At 46.1% G+C, this 12262-nt stretch carries 14 protein-coding genes; 7 read left to right on the forward strand and 7 right to left on the reverse strand.

From position 1 onward, the window contains the following. The first annotated feature begins 215 nt into the window (after positions 1 to 215). The 3 genes from BS614_RS01995 to BS614_RS02005 all read left to right on the forward strand — a co-directional run bounded on the left by BS614_RS01995 (position 216) and on the right by BS614_RS02005 (position 2759). On the forward strand, positions 216 to 1088 hold the full coding sequence (locus BS614_RS01995) for an arylamine N-acetyltransferase family protein (RefSeq protein WP_074092761.1): 873 nt from the start codon (positions 216 to 218) through the stop codon (positions 1086 to 1088). 159 nt (positions 1089 to 1247) lie between these two features. Beyond that, entirely contained in the window at positions 1248 to 1934 is a 687-nt protein-coding gene (locus tag BS614_RS02000) for a 4'-phosphopantetheinyl transferase family protein (RefSeq protein ID WP_084174369.1), read from the forward strand. A 510-nt stretch (positions 1935 to 2444) separates the two neighbouring features. Beyond that, on the forward strand, positions 2445 to 2759 hold the full coding sequence (locus tag BS614_RS02005) for a hypothetical protein (RefSeq protein WP_074092762.1): 315 nt from the start codon (positions 2445 to 2447) through the stop codon (positions 2757 to 2759). 148 nt (positions 2760 to 2907) lie between these two features. On the opposite strand, the gene BS614_RS32330 is transcribed toward BS614_RS02005, so the two are convergent. The 3 genes from BS614_RS32330 to BS614_RS02015 all read right to left on the reverse strand — a co-directional run bounded on the left by BS614_RS32330 (position 2908) and on the right by BS614_RS02015 (position 4499). Then, positions 2908 to 3042 carry a hypothetical protein gene (locus tag BS614_RS32330; protein WP_280523082.1) on the reverse strand — a complete coding sequence of 45 codons (135 nt, stop codon included), beginning with the start codon at positions 3040 to 3042 and terminating at the stop codon, positions 2908 to 2910. 146 nt (positions 3043 to 3188) lie between these two features. Next, entirely contained in the window at positions 3189 to 3935 is a 747-nt protein-coding gene (locus BS614_RS02010; RefSeq protein ID WP_074096651.1) for a Bax inhibitor-1/YccA family protein, read from the reverse strand. 207 nt (positions 3936 to 4142) lie between these two features. Next, on the reverse strand, positions 4143 to 4499 hold the full coding sequence (locus tag BS614_RS02015; protein ID WP_036612270.1) for a nucleotide excision repair endonuclease: 357 nt from the start codon (positions 4497 to 4499) through the stop codon (positions 4143 to 4145). A 673-nt stretch (positions 4500 to 5172) separates the two neighbouring features. On the opposite strand from BS614_RS02015, the gene pdxR reads away from it, so the two are divergent. From pdxR to BS614_RS02030, 3 genes are read left to right on the forward strand one after another with little or no spacing between them, the layout of a single operon-like run. After that, on the forward strand, positions 5173 to 6624 hold the full coding sequence (gene pdxR, locus BS614_RS02020; RefSeq protein WP_074092763.1) for a MocR-like pyridoxine biosynthesis transcription factor PdxR: 1452 nt from the start codon (positions 5173 to 5175) through the stop codon (positions 6622 to 6624). Positions 6625 to 6636: 12 nt separating this feature from the next. Then, positions 6637 to 7557 carry a D-alanine--D-alanine ligase gene (locus tag BS614_RS02025; RefSeq protein WP_074092764.1) on the forward strand — a complete coding sequence of 307 codons (921 nt, stop codon included), beginning with the start codon at positions 6637 to 6639 and terminating at the stop codon, positions 7555 to 7557. Continuing rightward, complete coding sequence (locus tag BS614_RS02030; protein WP_074092765.1) at positions 7554 to 8012, forward strand: GNAT family N-acetyltransferase; 459 nt, start codon at positions 7554 to 7556, stop codon at positions 8010 to 8012. The genes BS614_RS02025 and BS614_RS02030 overlap by 4 nt, the downstream gene beginning before the upstream one ends. A 132-nt stretch (positions 8013 to 8144) precedes the next feature. On the opposite strand, the gene BS614_RS02035 is transcribed toward BS614_RS02030, so the two are convergent. The 4 genes from BS614_RS02035 to BS614_RS02045 form a co-directional block, all read right to left on the reverse strand. Further along, the gene (locus BS614_RS02035; protein WP_074092766.1) at positions 8145 to 8930 is read right to left on the reverse strand and encodes a glucose 1-dehydrogenase; all 786 of its coding nucleotides are present in this window, start codon (positions 8928 to 8930) and stop codon (positions 8145 to 8147) included. A 222-nt stretch (positions 8931 to 9152) separates the two neighbouring features. Beyond that, a complete protein-coding gene (locus BS614_RS02040) occupies positions 9153 to 10661 on the reverse strand; it encodes a copper amine oxidase N-terminal domain-containing protein (protein ID WP_074092767.1) in 1509 nt (502 codons plus the stop codon). A gap of 208 nt (positions 10662 to 10869) precedes the next feature. Beyond that, positions 10870 to 10998 (reverse strand): hypothetical protein, encoded by a 129-nt coding sequence (locus BS614_RS32335; RefSeq protein WP_017691584.1) that lies wholly within the window; start codon positions 10996 to 10998, stop codon positions 10870 to 10872. A gap of 131 nt (positions 10999 to 11129) precedes the next feature. Further along, a complete protein-coding gene (locus BS614_RS02045) occupies positions 11130 to 11597 on the reverse strand; it encodes a YfbM family protein (RefSeq protein ID WP_074092768.1) in 468 nt (155 codons plus the stop codon). A 96-nt stretch (positions 11598 to 11693) separates the two neighbouring features. On the opposite strand from BS614_RS02045, the gene BS614_RS02050 reads away from it, so the two are divergent. After that, positions 11694 to 12158 carry a DUF4385 domain-containing protein gene (locus tag BS614_RS02050; protein ID WP_074092769.1) on the forward strand — a complete coding sequence of 155 codons (465 nt, stop codon included), beginning with the start codon at positions 11694 to 11696 and terminating at the stop codon, positions 12156 to 12158. Positions 12159 to 12262 lie beyond the last annotated feature (104 nt).

Below are 12262 nucleotides of genomic sequence, written 5' to 3' on the forward strand. Positions count from 1 at the left end.
AAAAGAAATAGCTCATCCATATATTGTATTTCAATGAGATCAAAACCATGTCCATCTTTTGAAATGAATTTCAAGGCTTTATTCAATAATTGTACCGTTACAATCTACTCAACTGATCATGTTGTTTTCATCCGTTCACTTTTACAATGAACTCAGGGCAGCAGAAGTTTATAACTACCACATGCAGCCCACCATATGACGTGAGGTGACTCTGAATGATTGAACTATTGAATACAGCTGAAATACAGGCCTATCTGAAACGGATCGGCATAGATGATATAAAGGAACCTACACTGGAATTCTTATTTGAACTCCAGCGGGCACATGTGCAATATTTGTCCTGGCAAACGGTCGATATTTTTGCAGGTCGTCCTGCGGGAATCGGTCTTCAAGATTCAATACAGCTTATATTACAGGGACGCAGCGGCTACTGCTTTCATCTAAATGGTGCATTTAGTGTTCTTCTCCGCTCGCTGGGTTATACGGTTGATTGGCATCGCGGTGGAGTACAGCCTCATGGGGAACAACCCCGCGTGAACTCATTCCATCTCGGACTATCTGTGCTTCTGCCGGATGCTGACCTGACAGTTGAGCGCTGGATTGTAGACGTAGGTCTGGGCGGAATGCCCTTTGAACCTCTGCCACTTCGTTATGGAACCTATGGTTCAGCTCCGTTTACGTACCAATTGATGCCATCTTCTGTTGTGGCTGGGGGATGGCGGCTTGAGTACGAGCCGAATGGGCCAAGTGAAGGAGTCGACTATGCTCCCGAGGTAGTCCACGATCTGGAGGAGTTCATCCCCAAACATGAATTCTACAGTCGGGCGGCCGAATCACCTTGGCATAACGTATTTTTGCTTCGTCAGCGGGATAAGAATCGCAGTCATGAATTACGTGGATGTATGCTCCGAACTCATGATATCGAAGGAATCCGGAAAACGGAGATCCGGAATTATACCGAGTGGCGCAACGTATTAACTGAAATATTCCATGAACCCTTGGTGAATTACAACGAACTGGAATGCCAAGAGATGTGGGAGCGAGTGCAGTCTGCGCATATAGAATGGAAACAAGCGCAAGAAGCATGAGATAAAGATGCATTACCTGAAATCTTAACATGAAAAGCGAGACAACCGGCTTGCTTGTTAGGGGCATCCGTATAGTGATGATTTGGGAGGAAGAGTTGAGGGGACGTTCCATATAAAGGGAAGTTACTGAACTGCGCCGAATACGTATTCAGGTGATAAATGATGATAACTATTCGTGTGCTCCAAGTTCCAGAAGTATTGCCCGAGGCGTACTGGAACCACTTTTTGTCGCAAGTTTCTGCCGATCGACGTGCTCAGGCTTCGCGTTTTGTGCGTCAGGCTGACGCGTATCGCTCCGTGCTGGGCGAGATATTGACTCGCGTGACTTTGAGCAAGTTAATCGGCCTAAGGCCTGCTGATCTTTCTTTTTCCCGTAATTCCTACGGCAAACCTTCGCTCAATCACCATTCGGATGTACAATTCAACGTCTCCCATTCTGGTGATTGGATTGCTCTGATCTCTGGCAGTACAGATGAACTGGGCGTAGATGTGGAAAAAATAGCTCCAATTGACATGCAGATTGCAGAGCGTTTCTTCTCTCCTAAGGAGAGCCAGTTCTTGGCCGCCGAGCCTGACGATCGTCGGCTGGAGACCTTCTACCGTCTATGGACGCTGAAGGAAAGTTATATCAAGGCAGTCGGTATGGGCTTGTCCATACCACTGGACTCCTTCGCCATCCTACCTGATGAGCGGGAAGATTGGCATTGCAAACAGGCCGAGACTTATCTCTTTCTCAGTCAGCGACTGGATGAAGGACATATGCTTGCGGCATGTTCGGCTGGTGGAGAGCTGCCAAGCCAGCCCGAGATCATCACCTTGGAGGATCTATATACAGAGTTGATTTAGTGCGCGGCTAGGTGGGGCTTAATTGGGTTTTTTTGGAGTTTAAGTCAAGGTCGAGCTGTAACGAATCTGAGACACCTTAATGACTAAAAATACACGACTCTGGTATTCTAAGGAATCCTACACACGCTAATTCCCTCTACATGCTCTATTTCACGTTGTTATAGCTGAACTCTGTACAAATAAGGTATCTAAGGTTCGTTAGGTTTCACTAAACACTAAAAATCCTCGATTAAGAGTTGTGAGATTCGTTACATCTGGCATTATGATGAAGGAGAGGTCAATGACCCTCCTTTATTTTTACTATTGATCAAAAATCAAAAAGAGCATATATCTCATAGAAAACCATAATTTTCAAAAAAAGATTAACATCCTGTCCAGTTAATGGTACTATAGGACCAAAAGGAAGAAGAATAGGTAATAATAATCAGGTATTTGTGACTAGAATTATACTACATACTTGTTAATACTCGATTCTCTCTCCGATTCATTATTTTAGAAGGAAGTGGACAGATGCATATCTTTTTGCAAAACAGTGCAGGTGTAACCAAGAACGTGAAAGTAGGTTTCAGCTGGACAACATTATTTTTCGGATTTTTCCCTGCGTTGTTCCGTGGTGATTTGAAATGGGCTGCCATCATGTTCTTGATCTCCGTAGCCGTTGGTATTTTCACTGTAGGATTCGGAGCATGGATTAGTGGGATCGTATTCTCTTTCGTTTACAACAAAATCTACATTAAAGAGTTGCTCGAAAAAGGCTACCGTCCTTCAAACGCTGAAGCTCAAGCAGTTCTGGAAAGTAACCAGATTATTGCTCGAGCAGCTTAAAACCAAAGCAATACATGGATGAACATAGCAATTATAAGCTTTTAGATTTTTATTGTAGATATACCAACCAGCAATCATGTCGAGATAAACACCAAAAATCCCTGGCGAAAACGTCAGGGATTTTTGGTGTTTATTCAGATAACAGGACCTATTCTTTGATTGCACCGATCATTCCTGCACCAATGATAATGATTTCATTCTCTTTGGTCCTTTGCGCGATATACACTCTGGCCCCAGTCGTCAGTGGCAGGAAGATCTCCAGTACGGAGATATCCAGAAGCAATCGTGGTCAACAACAGCCACCCGTCTTACGGACCGCCCCGCAGTCTCGTCCTCATATACCAAAAAAGCTAACGACGTGAGTATCACGCGTTAGCTTTTTAGCTTTACATTCACACTACGTTTACGTCTCTGACGTATCGAATAGAACTAATCCCGGCTCCGCAATTTGCCAAGCAGACGGATGATCTCAATGTACAGCCATACCAGTGTAACCATCAATCCAAATGCACCGTACCACTCCATGTACTTGGGCGCACCACGTTCAGCACCACCCTCGATGAAGTCGAAATCAAGGACCAGATTGAGGGCAGCCACAATCACGATAACGACCGAAATACCAATGCCGATCAAGCTGTTATCATGCAGGTAAGGAATCGAAATTCCGAAGAAACCAAGTACAAAGCTCAGCAGATACATGATCATGATACCGCCAGTTGCAGCCACGACCCCAAGCTTGAAGTTCTCCGTAGCTTTGATCAATCTGGTTTTGTATGCCATCAACAGAGCAATGAATACAGCCATGGTCAACAGGGCCGCCTGCAAGGTAATTCCGTTATACAGTGACTCATAGGTCGCCGAGAGTGCTCCCAGGAACAAACCTTCTGCCACAGCATAGACGGGTACCAGATAAGGTGCCGCTACGGGTTTGAACGAAATCACAAGTGCCAGAATGAAACCAACGATCAATCCGCCATAAGCGAGCGGCATCACTTCTTGTCCGTTAAAGAACATCATCCAGGTTGCAAAAGCACTAGCCAGCAGGATCACTAGCGTAATAAACGCTTTGTTCACCGTGCCGTTGATCGTCATGTAATTCTGATACCGATCTTCTCCATATCCTCTGTTTTCAAACGTGCTGTCTTTAAGTGTAGGGTTACCGCTACGACCGATCAACACAATCACCTCTTCATATGTATTTGATATATCTGTGATACTAAGTTTGGGCGTACTACGGTTCAATTCTACAAGCTACTCCCTCGAAAAGATCGGGATGGCACCAGAAGGAATCGGATGCAATCCTTCGATTACATCCGTACCCACTGGCGCAACATTTAGGACATATGTCCCAGACATTGCATGTTCATGTGCTTTTTAAGTGTCTTATTTGTACAAGACTTTATCTACATTGTATTTCGCACGCATCGTGTTGATGATATACGTCTCGTAAATTTCACGATCTACCGGATCTTCAACCAGGCATACTTCAATCTTCGTTACTTCTTCGCGGTGATTCTTAATTGGTGATACCGTGTCTTCAAAATGCTTTTTGATACGTGGTCTTAATTTACGTGCTTTCCCGACAAATAACAACTCTCCAGCGGCATTGTAAAACATGAAAATCCCGCCTAGTTCCCGGGTAATCAGGTGAAAATCAGTAAATCCATAAATGTGGCTAAGCTGTGGATCAGCCTGCTTTGTGATGGTTACATCCGGTGTTGGCACGGTAATATTAATCAATAGGCTCACTTCCTCATTATCTATAGGTTTACATCCTATCACATATTATAAAGGGACACCATTTCAATCTATATGAAGTACAATTCACGCAATTTTCGCTATTACGACAAATATTTCAAAAAAAAGGTTAACTTCCCTGATTCAAAGTGGTACTATAGGGGTATGAGGAAGAAATTGGGCACTGAGACATACGTCTTTATATCTACCTCCGTCTATTGTACCCTATGATTGAATATCTTTTTCATGCTGAATTCTGTTACGTGATCACGACAAGAGTACAGTTAGCAAGAACCCTAGCTTATAGATTGTGGATTCATCATCTACTCGACCCTTGCAGCAAGCAAACCTAGAAAGACCTAGATTCATGATTCACTGTAGATTTTAAGTATCACCTAGAAAGCCTGCAATTATAGTCGTACTGAAGTTAATAGACACACGTAGAAGGTCAGATAGCTATCGATCCTAGAGAGACTAGTCATGCAATGCAACTGTAGAAATTATAGCAGCAGTACTATAGAAAATGGATCAAGTTTCACCACCAGGCCCCGGCATACTGCCAGGGCTTTTTTGCGTTTGTGCGAACAACCAACCACACGCTCAGGGAAACAGAGGTATCGTGGTTCTTTCTGCTGGGTTTATAATATGGCAAGATACCAATAGAGGGAGTGATGGGATGTATTCCGATCTGCAACTGACGGAGGACCGCCCTGTATATATACAAGTCAAAGATTATATGAAGCGATTGATGCTCAAAGGCGGCCTGCAAGCCAAACAAAAACTGCCGTCGACCCGTGAACTCAGCACACTCATGAAGGTTAGTCGAAGTACGGTCCTGCTCGCTTATGCCGAGCTTGAAGATGAGGGACTGATCTATGCAGTCAAAGGCAAGGGCAATTACGTCAGTGCCTCCATCGAAACACCTGAGGCAGCAGCAAGCTGGAAACTGGACTGGACGACAGAGGTAAGCGAGTATGCCATTCAGGCAGAGCAATACGATCTGATGAAGCATGGCTCCGGAGCAGAGCGCGGTGAGATATCGTTTACCAGCATAGCACCGGATGAAAAGCTGTTTGATCTGCACAACGTGAAACGGGCTTTTCTGGATCGCATGTCACTTGAAGGCGAAGTACTGCTGAATTACGGATATGCGCAAGGATATAGACCGCTGATGAACTATTTATTACGTTATATGGAGAACAAAGGTGTCGACCTCCGTGGCAAGGATATTCTTATCACCAACGGATTCACGGAAGGTTTCGATCTGGTGCTTGGAGCGTTGCGTAAAAAAAGCGGAAAAGCGCTCTGTGAGAATCCAACGCACCACACGGCGATCAAAAATCTAAAATTACACCAGTTCCACCTGACCGGTGTGAATATGGAGCCGGATGGCCTGGACTTGAAACAACTGGAACATGAACTTGAGGCAAGTCCATATGATCTGGCATATCTTGTGCCCTCCTATCACAATCCAACCGGGATTGTGACGTCCCCTGCAAAACGGGTAGAGATCATCCGGTTGATGAACAAGTATCAGGTTCCCATCATTGAAGATGGATTCAACGAAGAATTGCGCTATTCCGGTTCCCATGTATCTCCCCTGATCGCCAGCATGGGCAAAGGCAATGCACTGGTGTATCTGGGCAGCTTCTCTAAAGTCCTGTTCCCAGGTCTGCGGGTAGGTTGGATTATTGCGGATGCGGCGCTGATTGATTATCTGGAGAGTATGAAACGGGCACGCAGCATCCATACCTCCACGCTGGACCAATCGTTATTGTATCAATATCTGAGCAACGGTAATTTCGAGAAATATTTGAAGCGAGCTCGCACAGAGTATAAGCGAAAATATGAATTGGTTGTGCGTTGCCTGAAGCAGCATCTGCCAATGTGCCGAATTTCCGGTGCGGGTGGTCTGCATCTGTTCGTGCAGTTCCCGTCCGAATACAGAACCCGTGAACTGCTGGAAGCCTGTAAAGTGAAAGGTGTAACGTTCACACCAGGGGATACCTTTTATCTGGAACCTGGTCAGGGTGTAAACACGATGCGTCTGGGTTTCTCCAGAGTCAGCGATGAAAATATACGTAAAGGCATTTGCATCATTGGCGAGACAGCAGCTCAAATGAGATAAGGAGGATTTCACATGAAAGTTGGCGTGATTATGGGCGGTACATCTTCAGAGCGGGATATTTCCCTGCTCACCGGACAGGAGATGATTGCAAACCTGAATAGAGACAAATACGAGGTTGTACCCATTGAGCTGAATACCAAGCGCGATCTAATCGACAAGTCAGCGGGGATTGATGTGGCACTGCTTGCCCTGCATGGCAAATACGGCGAAGACGGTACGGTTCAAGGCACACTGGAATCCCTGGGTATTCCCTACACAGGTTGTGGCGTGCTTGCGAGCAGTGTATGCATGGATAAAGACATGTCCAAACAACTCATGCAGCATGCAGGTGTGCTTACCGGAGAATGGCTGCGAGTGAGTCATATCGAGGAACTGTCCTCTATTGCTGTTCAACAATTAACGTACCCCGTGGTAGTCAAACCCAATTCAGGCGGTTCCAGCATCGGTACCCAAGTGGTGAAGGAAGCTTCCGCCCTGTCCGCTGCTGTAGAGGCTGCCCTCGCCTGGGATGATACGGTCATGATTGAACAGTATATCGAAGGTGAAGAGATTACCTGTGCCATTCTGGATGGTAAGATGCTGCCGGTGATCTCCATTCGTTCGAGCGCCGAGTTTTTCGATTATGCCTCCAAATATGATGACCACGGGGCCGATGAACAGGTTGTGCAATTGCCTTTGGAACTTCACCATCGCGTTGAAGCCGCCGCGTTGGCCTGCTATCAGGTGCTCAAATGCAGCGTCTACGCTCGCGTGGATATGATGATTCGGGAAGGCATGCCGTATGTGCTTGAAGTGAACACGCTGCCGGGTCTTACCCGTAACAGTCTGCTGCCCAAAAGTGCAGCCGCTGCAGGCATTTCTTTTGCAGAGCTGCTGGATACCATTATTGAACTTTCATTGAAGGAAAGACCCAAGGAGGATACAACATTATGAGCCTGGATGTGACGATTAGACATAGCTCCACTACAGATCTTCAAGATATGGTCATTCTGATGGATCAACTCGGTTATCCCACCACGTACGCCGAGATGGAAGAGCGCTATACCCATATCTCTGCGGACGCAAACTTTACTACACTGGTTGCTGAAGCACGCGGACGCGTAGTTGGACTGATCGGATTACAGACGTCTTATCTGTATGAAAAGAATGGAAGACACTGCCGTATCTTGGCATTGGTTGTGCACGACCAATTCAGAGGCTCAGGCATCGGCCGTCAGCTCATTCTTGAAGCTGAGCAATGGGCAGCCACGCATAACGTGGATTCCTTGTCTCTGAACAGTGGCAATCGCCCAGAACGTGAAGCTGCACATGAATTCTATCGCCAGATGGGCTTTATAGCCGGGAGTACCGGGTTTAGCAAAAAGCCGCAGATTTTACAGCACACTTAACCTGCCGGATACGGGATACGCCCCCTTGAATATCAAACCCAAAAAAGAACGCCCCAATCCGCAACTTGGCGAAAAAGGGCGTTCTTCAGTATATATCTATGTCGCATTGATGTGCTGTTGATGATTATGGGATCAATATTTGGCTGACTGCGCACCATCAATCGGAATAATGGCTCCATTGATAAATGGTGCTTCGCCAGACAGCAGGAAGGCAACGAGACGCCCTACTTCCTTCGGTTCACCCAAGCGCTTCGCCGGGTTGTCCTTCACGAACTCTTTGGATGCTGACTCCCAGTCATTCGGATTGATCTGTTTGAACGAGCCTATAACCATATCTGTCAGAATGGCTCCGGGTGCAATTGCATTAACGCTGATCCCATGCTCGGCGTATTCAATCGCTGCATCTTTGGTCATGCCAGCTACGGCATGTTTGCTCGCTCCGTAGGCAATCTGGTTTGGCACGGCGCGGATGCCACCGACAGACGACGAGTTCACAATATATCCTTCGCCCTGTTTTTTCATCACAGGCAGGACGTGCTTCAACCCGAAAAATACACCCTTCAGATTGATATCGATAACTTTATCAAACATTTCTGTCTCGTAGTTCTCGATCAGGTTTTGCTTGCCTTCAATGCCTGCATTGTTGAAAAATGCATCAATACGTCCGAACTCATTGACCGTATCGCTAACATACTTCTTCACAGCTTCTTCGTCAGCTACGTCACCTTCAATTAGCAGAAACTCGGCATGCTGTACCTCTTCCGAGATCACACGCTTGGTCTCTTCCAGCGCCTTCATGTTCACATCCACCAAGGCAAGTTTTGCGCCTTCACGTGCAACTTCCACAGCAGCTGATCGTCCAAGACCGGAGCCACCACCTGTAATCAGGACCACTTTACCCGCAAATCGTTCAGTCATAATCCATAGACCTCCCTTTGCTGTTTTTGAGATCCTCCATACGTAAATACCCATTTCTTCATTTGCTCTAATCTAACGGGGATCTGTTACAACCAGCATCTCAACCAGATTAGTATGCTTCCGTATGGGCCTGCCATTCGCGAGACCTGGTACGACATGACAAAGAGGAGCACCTCTAATAGAGGCACTCCCCAGCATTTCATTATTTTAAGTCATAAGAAATTAAGGACGGTCAATGTAAATCCAGCCTGTTTCTTGTTCCTTATCTACAGTAGCTCCAAGGGATTCAGCCATAAAGCGCAGCGGCACATACGTCTTGCCGTCTTTGCCTACATAAGCGGATTCCACCATAGTCACTTCTTTACCAGCAACGGTTGCCTTCTTGGAACCTACGGTCAGGACAATCTCATCACCAGTGATGTCGTCAATGACAACAATTTGGTTTGAGCCTTTGGTCCATTTCACTTCAGCATCCAATTCTTCAGACACGTAGCGAAGCGGAACAAATGTTGTGTTCTTAACCGTGATCGCCCCAGCGTATTCATCATCCGGGAAGAGCACTACACTTTTACTCGTGATTCCAGCTTCATCTTTCAGCAATTGGTATGCCAGTGAATTGGAATCAAAATTGCGCAGCATCTGTCCAGGCGTAATATCATCCTTCATCAGATCCATAACGCCGCCCGAAACATCCACTTCATCAACTGCAACTGTGCCACCGATATTCCACTGTTCACTGTCTCCACTTACCGTTACGGACTTCACCGGCAGATCTTCGGAAGCAGGCAGTGCTACTTTCAGTTCAAAGTTTTGCTTGCGAACATCCAGCTTGCTGTCGAGATAAAAATCCAATTTCAGTTTGGTATCTGTGCCAAATACCGTTTTGAATTCAGGAGTCTCATTCAACAGGTTGTTCAGCTCCTGATCATAATTGACCAGCATACTGTCCAGTCCTACTTTGATGATGGCATATAGTGACGCAACGGCTTCATCTTTCGATTCAGGAACGATCGAATTCAGCGTGTCATCTCCCCCACCTTCTACCTCATTCACTGCTTCCAGTACAGGGTAGAACACATCGTACAGATCGCCAATCAAATCTTTCAGTCCTTGCTCATCCTTCGAAATACTCGTCAGGAAAGGTTTAACCATGGCAAGCATCTCTTCACCACTCACTTCCAGATGCAGCTTGGAGAGGCTAAGTGCTTCGCCATTCACGGATTCCTGTACCGGTGTTACGGAGATGTTCTTCGGATTGGACAGATGCTTCAGGACAAAAGAGAACAGTTTCGGGGAAATTTCCTCGAGTTGTTTCTCCAGAGCCTTCGTATCTACCATCGGAAGCGCCTGTGCATCCTGGAACGTATCCAGAGACATGTACAGCGGTTTCTGGGCTCCGTCCAGATCAATGACCAATTGGGACTCATTCATGGACACGTGGAAAGGTAACTTCGTTCCCTCCATGCTCAGTGTACCTTTGATCGATGCTGTCTTCGCATCTTTCATTTTGGCTTGATCAATATCCAGGGATATGGAGTTAATAAGTTCGATCATTTCAAGGTCTTTTTCTGTAGCAAATTCCTTAGCCGGTTCTATGTTTATATTCATGGATTGTCTGGATTCACCGGACTTGATACTCGCGCCATTGGCCATTGCTTTGCCAACGTCTACTCCACCCACAGCCTGACATCCTGTAAGAACAACCATTAAAAGTACTAGTGGCACTGCCATCCATTGGACTAACTTCCGATTCGTAATATGAACTCCTCCTTAGAAAAATATGGTTCAATTCCATTATGAAGGTATAGGTAATTCTTGTAAACGGATACGCAAAAAAATAAACCAAAAGGCCGGAACATGTCCGACCTCTGGTCTATCTATATTTCAGCATATCGTATGTTTCGATAAAACATCCTGCTTCATTGTGCAATGCTGGGAGTTATTCTTGCTCCTGATCTTCTGCGAGTTTCTCATCCGTTTCTTCATCTTCCGCAGTTGCGGGAGTCTCGAATTGATCCGGCTCGTCCTCTTGAATCGCTTTGTTTTCTTCGTTCTGATCCTGTGTCATATCGCATTCCCTCTCTTCTACCGGATTGTCATGTCATCAAGGCCTGAGCCTTGTGTCTATCAATAACCCGAATAGGCGTAGTTCAAACCTGCCTCAATATCGGCATGACATTTTCCATCATAATTGCTCATTTAGAAAACATAAAAGATGATGCCGTTCCCACTTGCAGCCGTGGCCTGAAATAAGGCCTGGATATCATCCACAGTCTGAACGATCTCCTGAAATGTCTCTTCCGCGTCCCAATCTTCCATGACAGGATAGACGCCTTCAGCGATCATATGGTCCAGGCTATACCGCTCCTTTAATTCTTCCGGTGTGAGCCGCTCCAATGCCATGTAGGCTTCCAGCACCTGCTCGTTACTAAGCAAAAACAGATCCATATCCGAATAGTTTCCCAAGTATTGCTCACCTGCGAGAGGCACCACATATCCCAGGGGCGGCTCCCCTTCTACCAAGTTACCGTTCAGCGTGAACTGCAGCATTTGCCATGTTTTATCGATATCCAGATCCACTGCACAATCATGCACACTGATCTCACCTGACTTGATGGATTCAACTAGCTCCTTCGTAACCACAAGATATCTGCCGGACATTCCCATACCGCTACCCCTCCTGTGTAATTCCTTCTATTGTTCCCCATTAACCGTGCTTGTTGGTTCAGAATCGGGGTAATCCCTATCAAGGAGGGCGTATACATGAAAAAATTTGATTACAGTCTCAATTATGATGAGTTGGATCTGCGCAAACATCCTGAGCTGTACACCGTAGGCCGGGGAGAGCAAGGTGTTCTCATGGTTGAGCCATACAAGGGCGAGATTCTGCCACACTGGCGGTTCAAAACACCCGAGATTGCGACGGAGTCATCGGAGAAGATCTATGAGCTATTTTTGGAGTATAAGAAAAAGGGTGATTTCGTCGGTATGGATATGGCTCGCAAATTTCTCCAGATGGGTTATACACGGGCCAGACGTTATACAAATCACAAAGGAGGACGCAAATACTCAAAGGAGGATGGCTCAATCTTGCCCTATCAGAATGATAAGGTGAAGGCAGAAGCCGCGGCTATATTCAAAACACAATGGGAGATTGCGAAGACGGATCCAGACTATGTGAAGATGAAGAAGGAGCATCGGGAAAAGTACGAGTCTGATGAGGCGTAGGATCAACGGTGAAAAGATTGACTTATGGAAACATTTGTCTCAGAATCGATCTTGTTACTGTACATTTTCAACCATTATATTGGAGAAGAGAGGCGCATCCGATT

It is taken from the genome of Paenibacillus xylanexedens (genome assembly GCF_001908275.1).
Taxonomy (GTDB): Bacteria; Bacillota; Bacilli; order Paenibacillales; family Paenibacillaceae; genus Paenibacillus; species Paenibacillus xylanexedens_A.